The organism is Pseudoalteromonas holothuriae (genome assembly GCF_945859825.1).
Classification (GTDB): Bacteria; Pseudomonadota; Gammaproteobacteria; order Enterobacterales; family Alteromonadaceae; genus Pseudoalteromonas; species Pseudoalteromonas holothuriae.
Map to the genome: position 1 here is coordinate 258,388 of NZ_CAMAPC010000004.1, position 25,079 is coordinate 283,466.

General features: G+C 40.9%; 20 protein-coding genes. 12 read left to right on the plus strand and 8 right to left on the minus strand.

Translation table 11 applies throughout. The features are described 5' to 3' along the window. Position 1: 1 nt before the first annotated feature. A complete protein-coding gene (gene rplC, locus OCI93_RS07615) occupies positions 2-637 on the minus strand; it encodes a 50S ribosomal protein L3 (RefSeq protein ID WP_261594061.1) in 636 nt (211 codons plus the stop codon). 27 nt (positions 638-664) lie between these two features. After that, positions 665-976 carry a 30S ribosomal protein S10 gene (rpsJ, locus tag OCI93_RS07620; RefSeq protein WP_002957900.1) on the minus strand — a complete coding sequence of 104 codons (312 nt, stop codon included), beginning with the start codon at positions 974-976 and terminating at the stop codon, positions 665-667. A 361-nt stretch (positions 977-1,337) separates the two neighbouring features. Between rpsJ and plsB the strand changes: the two genes are divergently transcribed. Next, entirely contained in the window at positions 1,338-3,764 is a 2,427-nt protein-coding gene (gene plsB, locus OCI93_RS07625) for a glycerol-3-phosphate 1-O-acyltransferase PlsB (RefSeq protein ID WP_261626147.1), read from the plus strand. Between the two features lie 254 nt (positions 3,765-4,018). On the opposite strand, the gene tesB is transcribed toward plsB, so the two are convergent. After that, positions 4,019-4,879, minus strand: coding sequence for an acyl-CoA thioesterase II (gene tesB, locus OCI93_RS07630; protein ID WP_261594063.1), 861 nt, complete (start codon positions 4,877-4,879; stop codon positions 4,019-4,021). A gap of 157 nt (positions 4,880-5,036) precedes the next feature. Here tesB and OCI93_RS07635 point away from each other — a divergent pair, with 157 nt between their 5' ends. Next, on the plus strand, positions 5,037-5,486 hold the full coding sequence (locus OCI93_RS07635; protein WP_261594131.1) for an EVE domain-containing protein: 450 nt from the start codon (positions 5,037-5,039) through the stop codon (positions 5,484-5,486). On the opposite strand, the gene OCI93_RS07640 is transcribed toward OCI93_RS07635, so the two are convergent. Together OCI93_RS07640 and OCI93_RS07645 are read right to left on the minus strand one after the other, a co-directional pair. Next, entirely contained in the window at positions 5,483-5,704 is a 222-nt protein-coding gene (locus OCI93_RS07640) for a hypothetical protein (RefSeq protein WP_261594064.1), read from the minus strand. The two genes, OCI93_RS07635 and OCI93_RS07640, sit on opposite strands and share 4 nt — an antisense overlap. After that, positions 5,701-6,762, minus strand: coding sequence for a potassium channel family protein (locus OCI93_RS07645; RefSeq protein WP_261594065.1), 1,062 nt, complete (start codon positions 6,760-6,762; stop codon positions 5,701-5,703). The genes OCI93_RS07640 and OCI93_RS07645 overlap by 4 nt, the downstream gene beginning before the upstream one ends. Positions 6,763-7,213: 451 nt before the next feature. Here OCI93_RS07645 and OCI93_RS07650 point away from each other — a divergent pair, with 451 nt between their 5' ends. The 5 genes from OCI93_RS07650 to OCI93_RS07670 all read left to right on the plus strand — a co-directional run bounded on the left by OCI93_RS07650 (position 7,214) and on the right by OCI93_RS07670 (position 14,506). Then, a complete protein-coding gene (locus tag OCI93_RS07650; RefSeq protein ID WP_261594066.1) occupies positions 7,214-8,161 on the plus strand; it encodes a chemotaxis protein CheV in 948 nt (315 codons plus the stop codon). Positions 8,162-8,310: 149 nt separating this feature from the next. Further along, on the plus strand, positions 8,311-10,476 hold the full coding sequence (gene uvrD, locus OCI93_RS07655) for a DNA helicase II (RefSeq protein ID WP_261594067.1): 2,166 nt from the start codon (positions 8,311-8,313) through the stop codon (positions 10,474-10,476). Beyond that, complete coding sequence (locus OCI93_RS07660; RefSeq protein WP_261626148.1) at positions 10,454-12,529, plus strand: tRNA(Met) cytidine acetyltransferase TmcA domain-containing protein; 2,076 nt, start codon at positions 10,454-10,456, stop codon at positions 12,527-12,529. Before uvrD ends, OCI93_RS07660 begins: the two co-directional genes overlap by 23 nt. Then, positions 12,474-13,613, plus strand: a complete 1,140-nt coding sequence (locus tag OCI93_RS07665; RefSeq protein ID WP_261626149.1) for an ABC transporter substrate-binding protein — start codon at positions 12,474-12,476, stop codon at positions 13,611-13,613. Before OCI93_RS07660 ends, OCI93_RS07665 begins: the two co-directional genes overlap by 56 nt. 44 nt (positions 13,614-13,657) lie before the next feature. Next, the gene (locus tag OCI93_RS07670; protein WP_261594070.1) at positions 13,658-14,506 is read left to right on the plus strand and encodes a CZB domain-containing protein; all 849 of its coding nucleotides are present in this window, start codon (positions 13,658-13,660) and stop codon (positions 14,504-14,506) included. Positions 14,507-14,563: 57 nt separating this feature from the next. On the opposite strand, the gene typA is transcribed toward OCI93_RS07670, so the two are convergent. Next, on the minus strand, positions 14,564-16,387 hold the full coding sequence (gene typA / locus OCI93_RS07675) for a translational GTPase TypA (RefSeq protein ID WP_261594071.1): 1,824 nt from the start codon (positions 16,385-16,387) through the stop codon (positions 14,564-14,566). A gap of 469 nt (positions 16,388-16,856) precedes the next feature. Between typA and glnA the strand changes: the two genes are divergently transcribed. From glnA to OCI93_RS07700, 5 genes are all read left to right on the plus strand, one after another. Next, complete coding sequence (gene glnA, locus OCI93_RS07680) at positions 16,857-18,263, plus strand: glutamate--ammonia ligase (protein ID WP_261594072.1); 1,407 nt, start codon at positions 16,857-16,859, stop codon at positions 18,261-18,263. A gap of 652 nt (positions 18,264-18,915) precedes the next feature. Continuing rightward, complete coding sequence (gene glnL, locus OCI93_RS07685; protein WP_261626150.1) at positions 18,916-20,022, plus strand: nitrogen regulation protein NR(II); 1,107 nt, start codon at positions 18,916-18,918, stop codon at positions 20,020-20,022. Beyond that, complete coding sequence (gene ntrC / locus OCI93_RS07690; protein ID WP_261594074.1) at positions 20,000-21,394, plus strand: nitrogen regulation protein NR(I); 1,395 nt, start codon at positions 20,000-20,002, stop codon at positions 21,392-21,394. Before glnL ends, ntrC begins: the two co-directional genes overlap by 23 nt. Before the next feature lie 69 nt (positions 21,395-21,463). Then, positions 21,464-21,628: a hypothetical protein gene (locus OCI93_RS07695; RefSeq protein ID WP_261594075.1), complete on the plus strand. Its 165-nt coding sequence runs from the start codon at positions 21,464-21,466 to the stop codon at positions 21,626-21,628. Positions 21,629-21,734: 106 nt separating this feature from the next. Beyond that, positions 21,735-22,193 (plus strand): cyclic nucleotide-binding domain-containing protein, encoded by a 459-nt coding sequence (locus tag OCI93_RS07700; protein WP_261594076.1) that lies wholly within the window; start codon positions 21,735-21,737, stop codon positions 22,191-22,193. An 841-nt stretch (positions 22,194-23,034) separates the two neighbouring features. Here OCI93_RS07700 and OCI93_RS07705 read toward each other — a convergent pair. Both OCI93_RS07705 and OCI93_RS07710 read right to left on the minus strand, forming a co-directional pair. Beyond that, positions 23,035-24,273 (minus strand): cysteine desulfurase-like protein, encoded by a 1,239-nt coding sequence (locus OCI93_RS07705; RefSeq protein ID WP_261594077.1) that lies wholly within the window; start codon positions 24,271-24,273, stop codon positions 23,035-23,037. Between the two features lie 9 nt (positions 24,274-24,282). After that, positions 24,283-24,915 carry a 2OG-Fe dioxygenase family protein gene (locus OCI93_RS07710; protein WP_261626151.1) on the minus strand — a complete coding sequence of 211 codons (633 nt, stop codon included), beginning with the start codon at positions 24,913-24,915 and terminating at the stop codon, positions 24,283-24,285. Positions 24,916-25,079: the final 164 nt, after the last annotated feature.

A 25,079-nucleotide genomic window follows, 5' to 3' on the forward strand; every position in this document is an offset into this window, starting at 1 on the left:
CTTATGCTTTAACAGCTGGTTTAACGACTACGTCACCGCCGATAGCTCCAGGTACTGCACCCTTAACTAAAAGCAGGTTACGCTCAGCGTCAACACGTACTAATTCTAGGTTCTGAGTAGTTGTTTGCACATTACCCATTTGACCAGCCATTTTCTTACCTTTAAACACCTTACCAGGTGATTGGTTTTGACCGATTGAACCAGGAGCACGGTGAGACAAAGAGTTACCGTGTGTTGCGTCTTGCATGCTGAAATTCCAGCGCTTAACACCACCTTGGAAACCTTTACCTTTTGAAGTACCAGTAACGTCTACTTTGTTTACGTCGTTGAATAATTCAACTGTAAGCTCAGTACCTACTTCAAAATCGCCTTCACCACCATTTAGGCGGAATTCCCACAGGCCACGACCCGCTTCAACACCAGCTTTAGCGAAGTGACCCGCTGCTGCTTTGTTTACACGGCTTGCTTTTTTCTCGCCTGCAGTAACTTGAAGCGCTTCATAACCGTCTGTTGCGTCAGATTTAATCTGAGTAACACGGTTTGGCGTCGCTTCGATAACTGTCACAGGGATAGATACACCATCTTCAGTGAAGATGCGTGTCATACCCACTTTACGACCGACTAGACCTAATGCCATTTTCCTAAAACCTCTCTAATCTTCCGATTAACCCAGGCTGATTTGAACATCAACACCAGCAGCAAGGTCTAGGCGCATTAGAGCGTCTACAGTCTTATCTGTTGGTTCTACGATGTCGATCAGACGTTTGTGGGTGCGGATTTCGTACTGATCACGCGCGTCTTTATTTACGTGCGGTGATGTAAGTACAGTAAAACGTTCAAAGCGTGTAGGTAGTGGAATTGGACCACGTACTTGTGCGCCAGTGCGTTTCGCAGTTTCCACGATTTCCGCCGTTGATTGGTCAATCAAACGGTGGTCAAAAGCTTTTAGGCGAATACGAATGCGTTGATTTGACATTCTTAAACCTCAATTAAAAGAGCATTTAAAAAGAGCATAAAAAAACCGCCAGAACGAAATAAAACATTAAATCGCTGGTTGCTTTCTTATTTCTACCATTGAATTCCAAATCGGAATTCCTGTTTGTGGGCTTGAAATCCAAACCCTATATTTATCTTTCTTACTACTATGTAACAAGAAAGTCAGCACATTATAATGATATTGGTGATAAATGCAACAACTAATGCTAAGTTATTTTAATGTGCTGTATAATTACACCTTGATTGCTTTTTAACCCAAGATACTTAGCTAAAGCGCCTATAAATGGTCAGTCCAATTAAAGCTTGGTATGCTATTGCAAAATTTTAAATGTGGTGTTGTCATGAGAATAATTTCTCGAGCCTTAAATCTACTCGCCCAATGGGCTAATCTATTATTAGTAAAAACAAAATTACTGCCAGACAACCCAATCGCGCAGTTTAATCTTAATCCAGAGTTACCCACTTTTTATGTCGCACGACTAAACTCACGAGCAGACCTTGCTGCATTAGATGCGATATGTAAAAAGCTTGGTTTGCCCAGAGCAACTAAACCACAAAATTTAGCTGGGAGTGATATTGAGCGCTTTATTGGTTTACAAAACCCGACACCTTTATTTGCAAAAGTCGCCAAACCAAGTAATGCGCTCACAACAGGCAAGGCAATTTTTACAGCCCTAAATAGTGAACCTAATACGCAAGCTCAGATCATCCCAGTTACTATATTATGGGGCCGAAACCCTGGAAAAGAAAAACCCGGTATTGGCACATTATTCTCCCACTCTCTCACTCCAAGCTGGTTACGTAAGTTTTTTGTAGTGCTGCTATCTGGCCGAGATAACTTAGTGCGCTTTAGTCAACCTATTGAACTTAATCAGTTGATCAATGACAAATCGGATGTCACTGAGTTACCACATAAACTTGTAAGAGTTGCGCGAGTACATTTTCGCCGTCAAAAACTGGCAGCCACAGGCCCCAAGTTACCTTCTCGAGAGCAATTATTTAGCTCTTTACTGGCCGCGCCTGCGATTAAAAAAGCCATTGCGGATGAAGCAAAAAGTAAAGGCTTAACTTATGAAGAAGCACGGCTCAACGCACAAGATTTACTTGACGAAATAGCAGCTAACTACTCTGATGCCATGGTCCGTGTTGCAGACCGCGTGCTCACTTGGTTATGGACGAAACTCTATAATGGTATCGAAGTAAAATACGCTCAGCGCGTGCACCAACTAGCTGATAAAGGACACGAGATAATTTACGTACCTTGCCACCGAAGTCATATGGATTACTTACTACTTACGTATGTAATTTATCACCAAGGGCTCGTTCCTCCACATATCGCAGCGGGCGTTAACCTTAACTTCTTCCCTGCAGGCGGTATTTTTCGTCGCTCAGGTGCATTTTTCATTCGCCGTTCATTTGCTGGCAACAAGCTTTACTCTGCCGTTTTTAAAGAATATTTAAGCCAATTATTTATCAAAGGCTATTCTGTTAAATTTTATACCGAAGGTGGACGCAGCAGAACAGGACGATTGCTTCCCCCTAAAACGGGTATGTTAGCAATGACACTACAATCAATGTTGCGTGGTATTGACCGCCCCATTTCAATAGTGCCTGTATATATTGGTTATGAACATGTTATGGAGATCAATACTTACTTAAAAGAGCTTGCAGGCAATCATAAAAAGAACGAATCCATCTTTGCTGTGTTCAAAGCGATAAAAAACTTGAAAAACTATGGTCGAGGTTACTTAAATTTTGGTGAACCAATCCATGTAAATCAATATTTAAACGAGCATCAAAGCAATTGGCGAGACGCCATTCACCCAACCGATATTCAAAAACCTCAATGGCTTAATACCCAAGTTGCAGAACTTGCTGATAAGGTAATGACTAACATCAATAGCGCGGCCGCACTTAATGCAATTAACTTACTTGCTACTATTTTGCTGAGCAATAGTCAATTTGCACTCAGTAAACGTAAGCTATTAGAACAATTATCTTTTTATCTAACATTGCAACGCGACGCCAAATATAATGAACAGGTAACAGTGCCAGAAGAGACGGCTGAACAACTGCTCAGCCATGCATTAAAGCTCAATAAGCTAGATGTACTGGCAGATGAGTTAGGTGAAATCATCGCCATAAAAGACAAAGAGCGCACACTATTTAATTACTATCGCAATAACATAGTGCATCTTTTTGCTGTACCGAGCGTTATTGCGCAACAACTATTTAATCGCTTTAGCGTATCAGTAGAGGAGTGTCATAAACTCTTTGAAATACTCTACCCATTATTCGCAAAAGAGTGGTTCCTTACGTCCATGAGCAAGGATTACATAGCACAAATACTGACGTGTTTTGCTCAACAAGGGCTCATTAAATTCGATGGCCAAATAGCCCATGTGATCAAAGACAATAACGCATTAGCACAACTAGAGATGCTAGGTAAAGTTAGCCAGTTAACCCTAGAGCGTTATGCGATCACTTCCAGTTTAATTTTTAGGAAGCAAGGTATTACCAGAAAAGCACTAGAGTCTGAAACAGATGTGATAGCAAACCGACTCGGTACATTACATGGTATCAAAAGCCCTGAATTTTTTGATAAAAAAGTATTGGTGGCCTTTATCAGCAGCTTAAAAGAACAGGGCTTTATAGAAATAGATAAACAGCAGTGCATTCAAGCACAAAAGAAGCTAGAAGGCCTACAATATCATCTCAATGAATTATTACCTGCAAGTATTTCTCAATCGATACAGGATACGATGTAGTTTTAGAGAACCTTACAATAGTGGCCGCCTCATTGAATTGGGCGGCTAACTAACCTCAGCTCTGGATAAGCGAATTTGCCCATTAAAGCTATTTTTCTCACTCTCGGTGTTGCTTTCATTTGTAATAGCCCGCTATTACAAATGAAAGTGCCTTGATATTGAACAAAATATCATCATTGGATGATACGTAAGTTTGTTTACAAAATATTTTCTATTCCAAAACCCTTATCCAAACCTGAGGTTAACTAACTTGATTAACTGCGCTGACGCATTACCCCTTCTTGAATCGTTGAAGCGACCAATTCGCCATCGCGATTGAAAAACTGCCCTCGCACCAAACCTCTACCATTTGAAGCACTTGGGCTATCTACACTATATAAAATCCACTCATCCATTCTAAAAGGCCGATGAAACCACATGGCATGATCTATAGTCGCCACCTGCATGCTCGGATGCATAAATGATAAGCCATGTGGTTGTAATGCAGTGGGTAAAAACTCAAAGTCAGATGCATAAGCCAGCAAGTAGTTATGAATACGCCGATCATCTGGTAAAGGGCCGTTGGTTTTAAACCACACATGGCGTTGAGGCTCTGTGATATCGGGCTGGAATGGGTTTTGAAATTCGACGGGGCGTGTCTCAAGCGGCATATCGCAGGTAAATTTATTGCGTAATGTCTCTGGGATCAAAGCTTTGTTTTCTCGATAAAAATCAATCGAAGACTTTAATTCCTCCGGCCCTGGAACATTCGGCATGGTACTTTGATGTGACAACCCTGGTTCATCTCCTTGAAACGAGGCTGTCATATAAAAAATGGGTTTACCATACTGAATAGCGCGTACACGACGAGTACTAAAACTGCGGCCATCTCGGATCACTTCCACATCATAGACAATCGGCTTTTTAGCATCACCTGGACGTAAAAAATATGAGTGTAGTGAGTTCACATAGCGACCTTCTGGTAAGGTATATTTTGCAGCAGAAAGTGCCTGTCCCATTACCTGCCCACCAAAAACTTGTGGAAATCCTAAATCTTGGCTTTGCCCTCTGTAAATACCCTGCTCTATTTCTTCAAGTTTTAAAAGCGATAATAGATCGGTAAGAACCTGACTCATCGGGAACCCTTATTTCATCAGTTTAATTCAATAATCATAGTATAATAGTCAGTAAAGTGAGTCACCCTAACTTAACCGACTGAGAAAATAATCTAGGTTGCTGAGCGAAATGATTATTTTTATATTATCAACACAAAATGAACAGAACGGACAGCATATGGCATATTGGTTATTCAAAACAGAGCCCGATACATTTTCTATCGATGATTTAAAAGTGGCTGGAAAACAGGGAACATTCTGGGAAGGTGTAAGAAACTATCAAGCGCGTAATTTTTTACGTGACAACGTTAAGCTCAATGATCTCGTATTTATATACCATTCAAGTTGTAAAGTACCTGCTATTGTTGGTATCGGCAAAGTAATTACGGCCGCACAACCGGATCCCTATCAATTCAACAATAAAAGTGATTATTTCGACAGCAAAGCAAGTATTCAGAATCCAAGGTGGTATGGCGTCACATTAGAGTATGTAAAGCACTTGCAGCCCATTTCATTAGCCGACATTAAAGCAGACCCTCGTATTACAGAGCTGGCTTTAAAAAAAGCCAGTAGATTATCTATTATGCCCGTCACCGAAAATGAATGGCAATTACTCAATCCAAGTTAACGATCGGTGTGTGCCTTACCCTTTTTAGGCTTTTCTGACTGTACTCCTTCTTTTGGTACAATAGAAAAGTACAATAACAATGTGAGCCATGAAAACACCAAAGAAGCGATTAGCCAGCCGTTTTTCTCATGGCCTTTTGTACGCTTACTACCAACAATAACCCCTACCGGTATCAAATACGCACAGACAGCAAAACATAATAAGATCAGCTCGCTCATATTAACTTTTGCCAAGCTACTTCGTCAGGCAACACACGCTCAGCAGCAATATAATGTAAAATATCTCCTGCATTAACTGGATAATCTAATGGCGGGTTCAAGTCCATATTTTGTGCGCTTAAATCATGGGCGATACCCAGTAAGATAGCATCATGCTTTTCTTTAAAGTAATGAAACAAGGCACCAAATTGACATGTTTTAAGGTTTGCCGGAAGCTGCAAACTAAATTGCGTGTCACCATATAAAGTCGATAACAGCTCTTCTTGTACTCGGCTTGAACCAGGGTCTTGCATCGCTCTGACCAAAATCTCTGCTGATTTACTCGAAGAGCATTCAACGTTTTGACAATGTGCTCGCAGCAAATTGACTTTGCTCTCATCTACAAATTGAGCACTGATATGTGCATTCTTTTTTACCATCGGGCTGAGCTTTAAAGCGGCCGTGAATGTTTGGTTATCATCTTGCCCATCAATAATGATTTTATCTGCATAGCTTGTACTGATGCGTGCTAATTCATCATCATCCGTAAAGCTTGCTAACTTCGCAAAATCAACTTGTGAGTAGCTCAATAATGGATGTTCAATTTCATCAACAACAGCCAACACAATGCGTCTATCTTGTCTTTTAGCATCGGCTAAAATGTAGTCAATCATCTTCTTTGTTCTTGTGGGGTGCCAACCAAAAATAATTATATGGTTACGAAGGTGGTAAAAATCTTTATCGCCAGTCATTGATCTTCTTATCCAAAATGTCATAAATTGGCCTGCCTTACCTAATAGTACACCAAACAACGCAAGCCCAAATGGAATTTGTACTAGCGCGACAACCCAGCGGCCAAAATCTGTGGTTGCACTAAAATCACCATATCCTACCGTTGATGTGGTGACTATATAGTAATAGATAAATGTGTTTGGTTCTATAAGCGCTAATTCCCCAGCGCAAAAAAGTAACACCCAAACCAGTATTAAATGGCACACAGTCACTGTACTTAAAAGCTGCCAGCTAGCTTGATCTACATGTGCGCGAAAAATGACTACCAACCGTTTGAATATATGCACTAAAGTCTCCGTATTCCTGATTACAGCACTATCTTACCTAAACCGTAAACTCACTATGGCAAAGCACACAGCAAAAATAAACACGCCCTAGAGTTCCTCTAAATAAGAATTATAAATGTTTAATTTACAAAGGAAATAGGCAAACTAAAGTCCATCCAGAAAAGAATGAGTACTCTCTAGTATGGCAACTGCCTAAGATCCCTATAATTATTACCTAAGTACGATTTTGCACTGTGATATGTCAATAACTTATCCCATATGATAGCGCCAACTTCTATTGACATCTAAAGAAGTATTCTCGCTAAAATTTGAACACATAAGTTCTCATCTTGATAGATCACCTGCAAGCTTTCTTAAGATCCAAGCTACGAATTCTATTGTACTTGACTATGCGCATGGTTAATTTCTTTGATATAGTCTTATCTATATTAAAGAAAAAATTGGATGTGGTATGGCTGGCTTATTAGCATCTGTAGATCAAAGAACGCAACTGGTAGGTGAAAACCGTCTAGAGCTTTTGCTGTTTCATCTGCATAGTCGCCATTTCTTTGCACTCAACGTCTTTAAAGTAAAAGAAGTCGTTAAACTGCCGCATCTTAATATAATACCCAACGCTCACCCTAAAGTATGTGGTGTAACAACCATTCGTGGAGAGTCCATCCCTGTCATTGACCTTCGTAAAGCGATTTGTATGCCTGATTGTGGTCAAGATACTGATAGCAACTTAGTGATCACCGAATATAACCGTACAATACAAGCATTTCTTGTTGGTAAAGTAGATCAAATCGTAAACACCACATGGCAAGACATTATGCCCACGCCCAGTTCGGTGGGGAAAAACCACTATCTAACAGCCCTAACAAAAATTAAACGTGATGGGGCTGAACACATCGTGGAGATCATTGATGTTGAAAAAGTATTAGCCGAAATAGTGTCTTATGATGTCATCATACCTGAAGGAATTTTAGATAAGGAGATTATTAATGAGTTCCAAGGTCGTAAAATTCTCCATGCCGATGACTCGCCAACCGCACGCCGTCAAGTGTCAGACACGCTGGCACAGTTAGGCATTGAAATTATTCCTGCCACCGATGGTCAAGAAGCCTTGAACGTATTAAAACATTGGGCCGATGAAGGTATTGATGTTAATAAAGAGCTACTGGCTGTGATCACAGATGCCGAAATGCCCGCAATGGATGGTTACCGGCTCACCTACGAAATTCGTAACGATAGTCGTTTAAAAAACTTATACGTTATTTTAAATACATCACTCAGTGGTAGCTTTAACCAAGCCATGGTAAAAAAAGTGGGCTGTGATGCCTTTTTATCAAAATTCCAACCGGATCTATTAGTACAAGAGATGCAAAATAGACTCAAATCTGTATTAGATAAAGAATAACTGGTTATTTATACAGCTTAATAGGTAGGTTTTTTATTTAAAATTCAAATAGATAGTGATTACCACAGTAGTTTTTCATGTGCTGAACTGGGCAACCCCCCCCTAACACAGGTATACTTTGCGCTCAATTAACATATATAGGCGCGGCAATGGACGTTTCTGAATTAATCGATGGCTTAAACGAAAAACAACGTGAAGCAGTGGCAGCGCCACTGAGTAATATGTTGGTCCTTGCCGGTGCCGGTTCAGGTAAAACTCGTGTACTTGTACACCGCATAGCTTGGTTAATGCAGGTTGAACACGCCTCAGCTTATAGTATTTTTGCTGTTACCTTTACCAATAAAGCAGCTAAAGAAATGCGTACACGGGTAGAAGAAACACTACGCTCACCCGTTGGCGGTATGTGGATTGGTACGTTCCATGGTTTATCTCATCGTATTTTACGCGCTCATCACCGTGAAGCGAAACTACCTGAAGCGTTTCAAATTTTAGACAGTGACGACCAAGTGCGTATGATCCGCCGCTTATTGAAAGCGATGAACATTGATGAAAAAAAATGGCCAGCCAAACAAATTGCCTGGTATATCAGTGCCCGCAAGGATGAAGGACAAAGGCCAAAAGATATTCAAGCATACGATGTAAACGAGCAATTGTTATTGCGTGTTTATACCGCTTACCAAGACGCCTGTGATCGCGCAGGGTTAGTAGACTTTGCTGAAATACTATTACGTTGTTATGAATTGCTATGCCAACAACCCACTCTGCTCAGGCACTACCAACAACGCTTTAGACATATGTTGGTCGATGAATTTCAAGATACTAATAGCATTCAATATCAATGGCTAAAGTTGTTAGCTGGAAATGAAAATAACATGATGATTGTTGGCGACGATGATCAAAGTATTTATGGTTGGCGTGGTGCAAAAGTAGAGAATATCAAACGCTTTTTAGACGATTTTTCCGCACAAACTATTCGACTAGAACAAAATTATCGCTCCACAGCCATTATTTTAAAAGCATCCAATGCACTCATTCAAAATAATGCTGAGCGTATGGGAAAAAGCTTGTGGACAGAAGGCGACCAAGGTGAGCCGATTTCGATTTATGCCGCCTTTAATGAGCTAGATGAATCACGCTTTGTTGTGAGTAAAATTCGTTCATGGCTTAATTCTGGTAATGCTTTGCAAGATTGCGCCATTTTATATCGCAATAATGCGCAGTCTCGTGTTTTAGAAGAAGCCTTATTGCAAGAAGGTCTAAAGTACCGAATCTATGGTGGTATGCGCTTCTTTGAACGCCAAGAAATTAAAGACGCCCTCGCTTATTTACGCTTGATAAGTAATCGCCAAGACGATGCCGCATTTGAGCGCGTGATCAACACCCCAGCCAGAGGTATTGGTGATAAAACGCTCAGCCACATTCGTGATTGTGCGCGAAATGAGTCGATGCCATTGTGGTATGCGGCTAAAGCGGTATTAGAGCAAAAACACCTTGCTGGGAGAGCCGCTACCGCCATTGCACGATTTATAGAATTAGTTGAGCAATTGGATGATAAAATTACTGAACTAGAACTTTCAGAACAAGCTAAAACTACCATTGAAGGCTCTGGGCTTATGGCCATGTATCAAGCCGAAAAAGGTGAAAAAGGCCGTGCTCGTGTAGAAAACTTAGAAGAGTTAATCAGCGCCTGTGGTCAATATGAGCTTCCAATCGATGAAGATTTTAGTTCTCCTTTACAAGGCTTCTTAGCTTACACCTCTTTGGAATCTGGTGAAGGGCAAGCTGACGAGCATGAAGATGCAGTACAAATGATGACGCTGCACTCAGCTAAAGGCTTAGAATTCCCGCTAGTATTTATGGTTGGCGTTGAAGAAGGCATGTTCCCTTCGCAACAAAGCCATGAAGAATCAGGTCGCTTAGAAGAAGAGCGTCGCTTATGTTACGTCGGTATGACACGTGCTATGGATAAATTGTACATTAGTCACGCTGAAAGTCGCCGCTTGTACGGGCAAGAAAAACACCACAGTCCTTCTCGATTTTTACGTGAATTACCAGAAGAGTGCATTGAAGAAATTCGCATCAAAACCCAAGTTTCTCGACCTGTTAACAGTGGCCGATTTAGTGCTTCGGTAACCCATGCTGCCTTTGAAGACAGTGGCTACAACCTTGGAGAACGCGTTTTGCACGCTAAGTTTGGTGCAGGTACTGTACTAAACTATGAAGGCAGTGGCGCACAATCTCGGATCCAAGTGAACTTTGATGATGTAGGCAGCAAGTGGTTGGTAACAGCATATGCCCGTTTACAAAGCCTCTAAATTAGCACCATTACTCACTGAACTGGCCCGCAATCGGCACCGCCAACTATTATTACTGTGCGGCGAGCATGAATGGGCCATCAAGCAGCTCAATGAATTATTTGACCTATCAGATAGTGACCGCTTGTTGCTATCGAAACATCCAGCACTTGAGCATGCATGCTGGCTTGAGCATTTACACCAAATTCTTGGCCAAGAGTTTGCTCTGGCAATTTATGATGGCTACAGTGGCATTGAACCTAATAAACTGGCCGCTCTGAGCGGCACTGTTAAAGCAGGTGGACTCCTGATACTTATTTTGCCAGAGCTTAGTCAACTATCAAATTGGCTCGACCCGAGTGCGGCTACTTGGTGCTCTCATGGCTTTAGTGTCAATCAAAGCCCTTTTTTACAACGCTGGCAAAAACTACTTAGACAACTCAATGTGTCATACCTATCGCAATGTGATGGCTTATTTTTGTCACTTCATGGCATAAAACAGCAGTCTCAAGCAAATTATAATGAACAAAAAAGTATCATCGAAAAAATTGCCAATAACTTAACGTGTAAAAAACCACAACCCACTTTATTAAGTGCAGATCGGGGGAGAGGGAAATCAGCCTCTCTTGGATTGCTTGCAGCACACCTCAGAGGGCAGAGTTTCATTATTTGCGCGCTACAATACCGTGCTGTTAAAAATAGCTTTAAACATTTAGCGCAACAACTTGGTTTAGAGTACAAAGGTCATGAAAAGCAGTTAGCAAATCTGCACTTTATGCCGCCGGACCAACTATTAAAATTACAAATAGAAAATCAAGTATTACTTATCGATGAAGCAGCAGCCATTCCAGTACCAGTATTAATTGCACTTGCTGAAAAAACCAAACGCTGCGTATTTTCAAGTACCATAATCGGATACGAGGGTAATGGACGAGGTTATACTCTTCGCTTTAAACAGTACTTATCTGATCATCACCCTGACTTTATCTGCGAGCACTTACAACAACCTATTCGCTATCAACAAAATGATCCGCTTGAAAAGCAGATAAATCATTTATTTGCTTTAGATTGCCAATACCCTATAGCACGTGGCAGTAGCAATATCACCTTTGAGCAACTTAAAAGCCAAGATCTAGTACAAAATGAGCAGTTGCTGCATCAAGCATTTTCTCTTTTAGTACTCGCTCACTATCAAACAACCGTGAATGACTTGCGTCAATTGTTAGATAGCCCGTCACAGGTCATTTTTATTGTGCGCAACACTGAGCAGGTTTTGGGCCTATGTTTGGTGAATATAGAAGGACAAATCAGCGAGGACTTACATAGTGAGATAGCCACAGGTACTCGCCGCCCTCAAGGACACTTACTACCACAACAGCTATTTTCGATTCAAGGTAACCAGCACTTTTTAACCGCAAAAATCGCCCGCATAGTGCGTATTGCCATAGCACCTCAGTTACATACTCAAGGATTAGGTACAGCACTGCTTAACTATACTCACCAACAACTCGGCCAATCGGTTGACTATTTTGGTAGTAGCTTTGGCGCAACATCTAGACTACTCAAGTTTTGGCAAAAAAATGGCTATCAAACAACAAAGTTAGGATTCAAGCAAGACAAAGCCAGCGGTGAATATGCAGCTATAGTATTAAAAAACGTAACCGAATCAAATTTTTATATTAATAAGTTATGTCAACATTTTAGAATGAACTTCTGCTACCAACTGAGTAATCATTATCAGTACTTACCCTGGCAATTGGCTAAACAAATTTTAACCGCTATGCCAAACCTTACATTACCTAAACAAGTAACTGAACAGCTAAACTTTATGGTGAACAAAGCAACGATGCTTGAGCAAGACAGTGCCACTATCTGGAAAGTACTAATCACGTGTCCAAAATTATTACTTGAGTTATCAGATGTTTCACAACAGCTAGGGATTAGACTATTATTACAAAATAATACTAAAGAGTGGCTCAAAAGCGACTTACCCCTAGACTCAAAAAAGCAGTTTTCTCATGCTTTTAATACCTTGGTATCAGAAATACATGGACAGCTTAACTCGCTACACTAAAACACTTTTCATCACCTTACTCTTTTTAGTGAGTGAACACAGTCTGTGTAACGAATCTGCGCCAATAAAACTGGGTATGTCAATTGCGTTAAGTGGTCCCGCTCAAGAAATTGGCAAGCAACTTCATGCTGGCGCAATGTTGCACTTTAATCGTGTTAACCAGCAAGGAGGGATAAAAGACAGGGTCATACAGCTTATTGTCCGAGATGATGGTTATGAGCCTAATCGTACAGTCCATAACACCCGGTTTTTTATCTATGAGCAAAATGTTGACGCCCTTTTTGGCTTTATGGGCACACCTACAACATCAGCGATACGACCCCTATTAGAACACAGTAAAACACCGTTACTTATGCCTTTTACGGGGGCTGATTTTTTACATCATGTCGGCAATTATCATATATTTAACCTACGAGCTAGCTATCAAGATGAAGCTAACGAACAGATCAAATACTTGGTTAAAGAACAAGGACATCAGAAAATCGCGCTTTTAATTCAAGCGGATGAATTTGGTATTACGCTAGAGAAAAGTTTAACTAAAGCACTAGCTCAACAAAGCTTGCAACCCACTGTTATATCTCGTTTTAGACGAAATACTAATGATGTTGAAAAAGCACATGCACAAATAAACACAACCAAAGCAACTGCGGTGATAATGATTGGTACTTATGAACCATTAGCAAAATTTGTGAAGTTAGCGACTAATAATCAGCAAAATTTAGAGTTCACTAGTGTTTCGTTTGTCTCAAGTAAAGCACTGTTTGCAAGAATAAAGCCTGAACAAACCATTATGGTCACAGAAGTAGTACCTAACCCCATTTTATGCCAAGCAAAGCTGTGTGAGCAATTTCGGCGCCTTGTTCAACGAGAAACAAACTTGAAAATCGATCACATCCTATTTGAAGGTTATCTTAATGCGTTGGTATTCAGTCGTGCCGCGCAACAATGCGCAGCACAATATTCACAGCAATGCCTACTTAGAAAGTTACCATGGGTACTTGAGCATGACAGTGATTTAAAAGCACTTTTTAAACTCTCTGATCATCAAAAGAAATTGCCTGTGTACCGATCATATTCATCATAATGTTCTATCCTTAAACAAAACCAAAAGTGCTTGTTGAGGAAAGTATGGATTTAATCAACTTCCGAGTCGGACAAAAAACTATTTCACTGAAGATTTTAGATATTTTACTCACTGAACGTTACGAAGGAAACTTAACGTCACTGCCTAATGGCAACCCGAGTTTCTTGGGCGTAAAGGACTACATGGGCACACCCACGCCAATATTCGATCTTGGCATCATTTTAAATAGCCAATCATCCTACGATATAAATAATGCATTGGTTGAATTATTAAGGGCTCGCGAAGATGAGCACCGTAGCTGGTTACAAGCATTAGAAAAAAGTGTGGTACATGGACATGATTTTGACAAAGCCAGAGACCCAAAACAATGTGAGTTTGGTCAATGGTTTTATAACTTTAAAACCGAAAACGACGATCTCAAAGCCATATTAAGCCGTTTTGAAGAGCCTCATAACCGTTTGCATGCCCTTGCTGATACATTACTCAGTTTATGTGCCGATGATAAAAAGCAGAAAGCTTTATCGATGTTAGATAAAGAAAAAGCCACAACGTTTTTAAAGCTTATGCGTCTATTTGAATCCGCTCGGGAACAAATAAGTCTAGACCACAAGCCCATTATTGTGTTTACCACACAAGACGGACATAAGCCGCATATTGGCTTATTAGTCGATCAAGTTGAGGATAATATGCACTGTGAAGAAAGCGAAATAAAATCACTCAGTGAAATCACCAACATCGGCTTTGAAATTGACCCTCAGACAAAAAAAATGATGCAAGGGTTAATTAAGCGGGGCGACACACATACGGTACTCATTGACCCCAGTGCTATTTTTAGGCCTGAACATTTACAAGGTTATGAACCAGAAGAAACCGAGAGTTATGGTTTATTTTAAAATAAAAAACGCCGCTTAGTCGCGGCGTTTTTATCAATATGTAATCAAAAAATCAAATTAGTCTTTCGATTGACGGCTTGCACGCTTACGTTCACTTTCCGTAAGTAACTTCTTACGAATACGAATATTCACAGGTGTTACCTCTACTAACTCGTCATCATCGATGAACTCTAGTGCTTGCTCAAGTGACATTCTGATAGGTGGTACAAGTGTTTGTGCTTCATCAGTACCTGATGCACGTACGTTCGTTAACTGCTTACCTTTAAGCGCGTTAACCGTCAAGTCATTATCACGGCTGTGAATACCGATAACCATACCTTCGTACACTTCAACACCGTGGCCAATAAATAGCTTACCACGCTCTTGTAAGTTAAAGAGTGCGTTAGTTAATGCTTTACCCGTTGCATTTGCAATCAATACACCATTCTTACGCTTGCCGATTGAACCACCTTTGTGGGGACCATAATGGTCAAAAGTGTGGTACATCAAACCAGAACCAGACGTTAGCGTCATGAAATCAGTTTGGAAGCCGATTAAGCCACGGCTTGGCATCATAAAGTCTAAACGTACACGGCCTTTACCATCTGGTGCCATGTCTGTCATTTCAGCTTTACGCAAGCCAAGTTGTTCCATGATAGAACCTTGGTGCTCTTCTTGTACGTCAACAGTCACTGTTTCAAATGGTTCTTCTAATTGACCATTCACCTCACGTAGAATTACTTCTGGACGTGATACAGCAAGCTCGTAACCTTCACGACGCATATTCTCAATCAAAATACCTAAATGCAATTCACCACGACCTGACACACGGAAGCTATCTGGATTGTCAGTTTCTTCTACACGAAGTGCTACGTTGTGAACTAATTCGTTTTCTAAACGCTCAAGAATGTTACGTGACGTTACGAATTTACCTTCTTGACCTGCAAATGGTGAAGTATTTACAGAGAACGTCATTGTTACTGTTGGTTCATCTACAGATAATGCAGGTAGTGCTTCTACTGTATTCACATCACAGATAGTATCAGAGATTTTTAACTCGCCTAATCCCGTGATTGCGATGATATCACCAGCCGATGCCTCTTGAGCTTCGTGACGGTCAAGGCCTAAATAAGTTAGCACCTGACCTACTTTACCGTTGCGTTTATTACCATCTGCACCAACGATTGTTACTTGTTGGTTTAATTTAACTGTACCACGCTTGATACGGCCAACACCGATAACACCAATATATGAGTTGTAATCAAGCTGTGATATCTGCATTTGCAGTCCACCATCTGCGTCTGCATCTGGTGCTGCTACTTGATCAACAATTGCTTCAAACATCGGTTGCATGTTGTCTGAAGGGCTGTCTAAATCTAGTGTAGCCCAGCCGTTGATTGCTGATGCATAAATAACTTGGAAATCCAACTGGTCATCAGATGCACCTAAGTTATCGAATAAATCAAATACTTGGTCCATAACCCAATCAGGACGCGCACCTGGCTTATCGATTTTGTTAATAACAACAATTGGCTTAAGACCTAGTGCAAATGCTTTTTGCGTTACGAAACGCGTTTGTGGCATAGGGCCTTCTTGTGCATCAACGAGTAATAATACAGAATCAACCATTGAAAGAACACGTTCTACTTCACCACCGAAATCAGCGTGTCCAGGAGTGTCTACGATATTGATATGGTAATCATTCCAGCCAATAGCCGTATTTTTAGCTAGGATTGTGATACCACGTTCTTTCTCGATATCATTTGAATCCATTACACGCTCTTCATTACCGCCGCGTGTTTCTAGTGTGCCTGATTGCTCTAGCAACTTATCAACTAGGGTTGTTTTACCGTGGTCAACGTGTGCGATAATCGCGATATTTCTTAACTTTTCGATGTTCATATTCTTACTCAAAGAAGTTGAATCTCAGTGATCCTAGTCGATCTACGCGGTTTCGCTTCATTTTAAAATGAAGGGTCCGGCGCGCCAGAGATGTCCCATTATAGGATTTAAAGGGCGCACATTATCCCTTATTCCGACGATAGAAGAAAGTTTATCCAGCATAAATTTTGTTACTTTGTGATGACAGCAATGATTTACAACCTTTTTTTGCAGAAAAATCGCACTATTAAGAGTATTGAGCTGCAGGCTTTTGATTAAAAATACATGCACCTGGCGCCAACATTAAACGCACCAAAGCAATGCACCCTAGCACCAAGTTGGTGCAAAATGTATATTCACACCATGGAAAAATATAAAAAACCGCCTATAATCATCAACTTGATAAAACTGGCACATATTAAGCTTAAAAAAGCGCAATCGCATTAAGTTAATGCAGCAAGCATAAAAAAACCAACGAGTTGGAGGACACATGTCACAATCGGTTTTAGATTTTATTAAAGAACATGACGTTAAATTTGTCGATTTACGCTTTACAGATACCAAAGGTAAAGAGCAACACGTATCTATTCCTCATCATCAAGCCGATGAAGACTTTTTTGAAGACGGTAAAATGTTTGATGGTTCTTCAATTGCAGGTTGGAAAGGCATTAACGAATCTGACATGGTGTTAATGCCTGATGCAGCATCAGCTAAATTAGACCCATTTGCTGAAGAGACAACGCTAATCGTACGTTGTGACGTTGTAGAGCCTTCTACATTACAAGGTTACGAACGTGACCCTCGCTCTGTGGCAAAACGCGCTGAAGAATATATGCGTTCAACAGGTATCGCAGATACAGTTTTATTTGGCCCAGAACCTGAGTTTTTCTTATTTGATGACGTGAAGTACAAAACTGACATGTCTGGCTCTATGTACAAAATCGACGCGCAAGAGGCATCTTGGAACTCAGACAAAGATTACGAAGGCGGTAACACCGGTCACCGTCCTGGCGTTAAAGGCGGTTACTTCCCAGTTGCACCAGTAGACTCATCACAAGATTGGCGCTCAGCAACCTGCTTAGTACTTGAAGAGATGGGGCAAGTAGTAGAAGCACACCACCATGAAGTTGCCACTGCAGGTCAAAACGAGATTGCGACTCGCTTTAATACCATGGTGTTAAAAGCTGACGAAATCCAAGAAATGAAATACGTTATCCACAATATGGCACACCTTTACGGCAAAACGGCGACTTTCATGCCTAAACCAGTAGTGGGTGACAACGGATCAGGTATGCACTGCCACCAATCACTTGGTAAAGATGGTAAAAACATCTTTGCCGGCGACAAGTACGGCGGTCTTTCTGAAGAGGCGCTTTACTATATTGGTGGTATCATCAAGCACGCTAAAGCTATTAATGCATTTGCTAACGCATCAACTAACTCGTACAAGCGTTTGGTACCTGGTTTTGAAGCACCTGTTATGCTTGCTTATTCTGCACGTAACCGTTCTGCATCAATCCGTATTCCAGTGGTTCCATCTGAAAAAGGGCGTCGCATTGAAGTTCGCTTCCCTGATCCAACTGCTAACCCTTACCTTGCATTCTCAGCAATGTTAATGGCGGGCCTTGACGGTATTAAGAACAAAATCCACCCTGGCGATGCAATGGATAAAGATCTATACGATCTTCCAGCTGAAGAAGCGGCTGAGATCCCAACTGTTGCAGCATCACTAGATGAAGCATTGGCATGTCTTGATGCTGACCGTGAATTTTTAATTCAAGGTGGCGTATTCACTGATGACTTAATCGATGCTTATATCTCACTTAAGTCACAAGAAGTGGAAAAACTGAACATGACAACTCATCCAATTGAGTTTGAAATGTACTACAGCGTTTAATTACGCAGTTAAATCATATGTGTTCTCAAGCCCGCTATGCGGGCTTTTTTGGTAAAGCGACTTTTACGTACTCAAACAAAGCAGTATAACACCAACAAAGGAAGCCATAGATTGTACGTATTCTGTTGGTATATTGCTTATTACAAACGCTTTTCGTTGCAGCTTGTCAGCCAAAGGCATATCGTGAAAATGGTCATCGGATATATTCAGATATATCACATCATAATTTTGAAAAATAAACCTCAATAACCCCTTAAAACAATCAAAGCGCAGCCCTGCACTCTTGCTTTTAAAAAGCTAAAAAGCCATAGAGTTTCCTCGTCCAGCAATTTACAAACAATATAAAAAAGATACAGGTAGCATTTCCTTTATTTGACAAGTAAAAGCCAGCTTCTCTGGAAGTTTGATAGTGCCGTTATCCTTAAATAGTAAGTTGGTCATTACAAAACACTACATTTGCTCTTAGAGACGTTGCCCAAGGTGAGCATCAGGTTAGTTATATTCCTATTCAATGAACACGGCGCAAAAATTGCTTCAAGCCCTAAAAGCACATTTTACCTATACCGAGCCAGCCGCATTAATCCATAGCTCATAGAAAAACGGCATGATATAGTGCACCATCTTGGTGCAAAGAAACGATAGGCGATCCATCATGGCACAAAGTACTCACCCTTTTTTAAATGCCTTATGGCATAACTTAGCAACTTGCATATTGCTATTAGACGATAAGTTTACCATTCAATATGCCAATAATAGTTGCAGTGAATTATTTGGCTTGGGTTTAAAGCGCTTAATAGGCCAACCCCTTAATGATATTTTTAGCCACCACCACATTGACTTTGAACGTCTAGCTCAATATGCCCTAGAGGATGGCGTAGATTGCCAGCAACACCGAGTAGACGTTGTATTTATCGATAGCCGAGCTGCTACTTTAAACTTACATGCCAGACGTATTCATCATCAAAGCAATGCTTTTATTTTATTAGAATGTCGCCGTATAGATGATGAAGTGCGCTTTGACCAAGCTTCAAATCAAATGCATCAATACCATGCTGCGCGAACTCTCATTAGAGGTTTGGCACACGAAATAAAAAATCCGTTAGGGGGAATAAGAGGAGCGGCGCAATTATTGCAGTATGAGAGTTGTCAGCAAGAACGAGATCAATGCGCACAGTTGATTATTGAACAAGCAGACCGACTGACTGAATTGGTGGATAGGTTACTTGGACCCAGTCAATTACCTAACAAAGCACCGTGCAATATTCATCAAACACTCGAGTCAGTGGTCAAACTCAGTATGTTAGATAACGCCAGTCAAGTATCGCTACGAAAGGACTATGACCCTAGCATACCCGATATTGTGATTGACCAAGCAAAAATACAACAAGTGGTATTGAACATAGTAAGAAATGCCCTGCAAGCTTTAGAAGGCAATGATGAAGGCAACATTACCCTAACAACGCGTATCAAGCATCGAATGCGACAGGGTAAAAGACTCATGAAAAAAGCATTGCTAATACAAATTATCGATAATGGTCCAGGCATTGCTGAAGAGTTAAAAGATACTTTGTTCTACCCAATGATCACTAATAAAGACGGTGGTTCTGGCCTGGGCCTTTCAATTGCTCAAACAATTGTTGAGCAACATGGTGGGTTGATCGATTGTGATAGTTGGCCAGGACACACCGAATTTAATATTTACTTGCCGTTTGACAACAACGGCATGGGAGCAACGAATGAAAACAGTTTGGCTAGTTGATGATGACGCCTCTATACGATTTGTTTTAGACAAGGCACTATCGCGTGCAGGTTTTACTACAGAGAGCTTTGCCAATGCCCAAGATGTGCTAACCGCTTTATCATATAGTCAACCCACGGTGTTGATCTCAGATGTCCGCATGCCCGGTATGGATGGCATGGCGCTGCTAGAAGAAATATCTGCAAAACACCCTAGCCTGCCGGTGATCATTATGACCGCACACTCTGATTTAGACTCTGCCGTGAATGCATTTCAAAAAGGGGCTTTTGAATATCTTGCCAAGCCATTTGATTTAAATGATGCTACCGCCCTCGTAGAACGAGCTTATCAAGCCAGTCAGCAAGCACGTAAAACAAAACGCCAAGTGAAAGAACAAAATCACCCAGATATCATCGGTGAAGCACCGGCTATGCAAGAAGTCTTTCGCGCGATAGGAAAACTATCTGCATCTAGCATGAGCGTGCTAATTAATGGTGAGTCAGGTACCGGTAAAGAGTTGGTAGCTGGTGCTTTACATAACCATAGCCCACGTAAAGCAAGCTCATTTATTGCGCTAAATATGGCTGCAATTCCCAAAGATCTCGTTGAGTCAGAATTATTTGGCCATGAAAAAGGGGCCTTTACAGGTGCCGACAGCATGCGCCGAGGCCGGTTTGAACAAGCCGATGGTGGCACACTATTTTTAGATGAAATTGGAGATATGCCACTTGATGTACAAACTCGGCTTTTAAGAGTGCTTGCAGATGGCGAGTTTTATCGCGTTGGCGGCCATCAAAGTGTCAAAGTGGATGTACGTATTATTGCTGCCACACACCAAGATTTAGAAACTTTAGTAAAAAAAGGTCAGTTTAGAGAAGATTTATTTCATCGTTTAAATGTAGTTAGGCTAAAACTCCCAGCTCTAAGGGAGCGTACTGAAGATATCGCCAAGCTGGCGCAGCACTTTTTAAGCTGTAGTGCAAAAGAGCTACAAGTAGAATGTAAAATACTCAGCGATGAAGCTATCAATACTATGCGCTTATATCATTGGCCTGGTAATGTGCGCCAACTTGAAAATACCTGCCGATGGCTAACAGTGATGGCACCGGGTGAATTAATTGGCCCGCATGATTTACCCGACGAACTTAGCCAAAGTACACCAGTTAATGAAGCCACAGGGGATTGGTTAGATGCTTTCCAACAATGGCTTAACCACGAGCTTAAACAAGGTAAAAACAATATCTGGCCAGCAGTTCAGGCACAACTTGAAGCGCGTCTCATTAAAACGGCACTCAGTGCCTGTCATGGTCATAAGCAAGACGCCGCATTAAAAATTGGTTGGGGTCGCAATACGTTAACCCGAAAACTAAAAGAGAGGAATATTCAAGATTAGTCCATAAATAGGTAGAACAGCTTAACTCTGCCTATTATTTGTGTTCCACGTCCCCAAAGTGAATAAAATTTGATTGAAAAACCACTTAAGCAACTAAATAACAATAAAGTATTAGCAGCTGAATTAACGCCACAAGCAGCAGGCGGTATGTACGCTTCGTCACCTTACAACAAAGGGTGTATGAGTTATCAAGGTTTGACCTGCCCCACTTCTCCATACGATGCTGCATGCTAATCTAAAAAATCTGGCCGCACGTAGTATTAGCGCTCAGCAAAAGATCATTGACCCCACAGTTAAAACTAGCCACTATCTAGTATAAAGCCTTCATCAATCTAAGCTTATGAAACTTCTTGAGAGTGTACCTTTATTTAAACAGCTTGAAATCATAAATCGACTTAACTTTTTTAAAGATTTTACAATATCAGAACGACAAGTTTTGCTCGAATCATTCAGCCACTTGTATTTGGTGCACAATGGACGCCACGCCTTTAAACGCTTTGAACTAGACAACCGTTTATTCATCGTCTTAAGTGGTGAGCTAATTATATTTAAAAGCAACGAGCTACTTGAGCTAGGCCGTATTCGTCCAGGCGAGTTTATTGGAGAAGGCGCTTTTATTTGTCATCGTGAGCATTCAACCAGCGCTAAAGCCATTAAAGACAGTATTTTGCTAGCGATTACGCCCGATGCCATGACCCGCCTACCCAATGTTATTCGAGAGAAAGTAAAAGATAAAATTATTGAGGGTATGAGTATGCGTATTAACAAGCTGAGTAACTTTATCGAGGATAATTTGTGAATAGCTGCATCCTGCCTTTTACTCCTTTGCGCTTAATTAAGGAGTGACGGGCTTGATTTATACTATTCAAAAATGCGGCTGACTAAGGTATAAGGCCCACAATAGGCACAACATAACTGTGGTGACCCACTCAATACCATTGCGGTAGTTATGGTTTACAATTACCGGCCACTTTGAACACATATATTGTATCAACATCAGTAATGGAATATTAAAACATAAAAACCCGTAAAAAATATAACTTAATACCGCTGTCCACCAAAAGTGTGCAGTGAATAAATCCGGTTCGCTCACCATACCAGCCATGGGAACCGCAAAGTGATAGGTATTAATAAATATAAGTGTTAAAAACCAACACATAATAGGTATCATTAATAATTTCTGCATGTGCTTAAAATCCATTTTATTGCATCGCCTAAGTTTCAGGTTGCTCTATTTTATTACGTAATAACGACTGCTAAATATTTAGCCCTCCTTGCTCTAAACAAGCGTTACTCACCAGATGAGTAATGTTTTAATAAAATTAATATTATAAGTCTACATAAACTAATTACTGCTGCGAGCTTGTTCAGGCTAACTTATCAAATATGACGATGTCAATTTACTTTAAAGGTATGTAAAAAGGTGATATTTCATACAAGTTGTACGCAGCATATTGGTCACGTATAACAAAAGTGGGAGTTAAGAAAAGGATTATCCAAATTAGACTCACCAGCGTAGTACTATATGCCGTAACTTCGCGATGCTTAGACCAAAATAACTATGGTTCATTGTAAAGGTGTACGTTATGCCAAAGCAAAGGCTTTAAAAATAAAACCTTTGCTTTAAAACAGTTGAGTAATTACGCGCTGAGCAGTTGCTCAAAAGCCATAAATAGGTTCTCTAATTCCTCAACAGTATTATAATGCATACAGCCGATTCGTACGACACCGCCTTTATCCATTACGCCAAGTTGCTCACATAACCCTTGCGCATAAAAGTTACCATCCCACACACAGATATGTTGCTTCCCCAAAAACTCAGACACTTGGCGAGGTTCAAAACCTTCAAAAGTAAGTGCAAAAGTCGGTGTTCGCTCGCTTAAACGTGACTTATCAGCAATACCAAATAACGAAATTTGTGGCAATTGCTCAAGGCGCGTCAAAAAGTACTCGCTCAACTTCATTTCATGCTGTTTGGTTTTTGCAAATGCAACGGCTAAACGCTCACGGCGCGGTGTATCTTGTGTCATACCACTGAGCGACGCAATATAATCAATCGCCGCGATAACACCCGCTAAACCTTCAAAGCTTTGCGTACCCGTCTCCCAACGGCCGGGGATCACATCTTTTGCCGGCTCCACTTTATAAGGTGTAAAGCCTTCTAAATGTTCACGCTTGCCATAGACTATGCCTACATGTGGACCAAAGAATTTATAAGCCGAACACGCTAAGAAATCACAGTCTAATGCCTGCACATCGATTAGCTCATGAGGCGCATAATGCACAGCGTCAACATACACTAACGCACCAACTTGGTGCGCAAGCTCAACAACCTGTTTAATGTCATTAATTGAGCCCGTTGTATTAGAAGCATACGTGAGCGCAACCAGCTTAGTATTCTCATTCAGTAAGCTTTTAAAATGCGCTAAATCCAGTGTGCAATCTTGCTCGTTAATACGCGCAGCAAGAACACTCGCGCCTTTATCTTCAGCTGCCAAACGCCATGACGATACGTTAGAGTAGTGATCAGCATTTGTTACGATTACTTCATCACCCGCTTGCCAATCGCGCGAAATAGCTCGGCTAAAACTAAAAGTTAAGCTCGTCATATTCGCACCGAACACTATCTGCTCTTTGCTTGGTGCATTTAAGAAATCAGCGACGGCTTGACGTGCATCATCCATCAGCGCAACGGTTTTGTCACTTGAGAAAAAAGCACCACCTAAGTTAGAGTTAAAATATCCTAAATAGGCAGACATCGCACTTAAAACCGACTGCGGCACTTGCGAGCCACCCGGTCCATCTAAGAAAAGTGGCGATTGACCATTAACCTGCTGCATTAGAGCAGGAAACTGACGTCGTAGTTGTGTAAGTTCCATTTGTTACCCTTACGCAGTAAATACAAAGCAGTCTAAATAGCCCACTTTGTTGGCATCTAGCTTGTTCATTGGCGTTGCGTTATGCCACACTTGACGGTCATTGATCAACGCAAATAAGCCATCTTTAATCTCCATTTTAAAGCACGGCTCTGATTCTTTATTTTCATACACTAACAGCTCACCGCCTGCAATATTTTCATGAGACACGCCACACACGCAGACATGGTCAAAACCGTCTTGATGAATACCTTCTGGTGCAGGTGGTGTATCAGACTCAATCGCTAACATGCGAAACTGATGTACTTCGATATCACGAGTATCGTCAATACCAGTCATCAACTTAAACTCTCTCAACAAATGTTTAAAACCTTCAGTGTTCAATAGAGCTGAATCTAAGTTTTCGTACACACGCTCAATATTACCTTGAAATGTATTTATTGAATCATCCTGAACAAACGCCTTCGTAGGCTGCACACTCACTTTGTCATCTGCAAACTGAAGTACCGAGTAACGGCGCTTGCGAAATGCACCATCTGCATATGGATTGTCAGGAAGTTGATTAAATGAGGGCTTAACTGCTTCGATATGCGCTTGCTGGATAAAACGCAATTGAAGCAGATTCTGGTTGTTTACTGCTGTCATTTCGCTGTCGCCTATTAATGTAAATTTTGCGACAATTCTAATCGAATTGAAAATAAAATCTGTTTAATTTACCTATCAATTAGCTACATTATTGAATTAACAAACCAACCAAAAACACAATTACAGCTATTTTATTCAATTTGTGAAGAGTAAAATTTAACCAC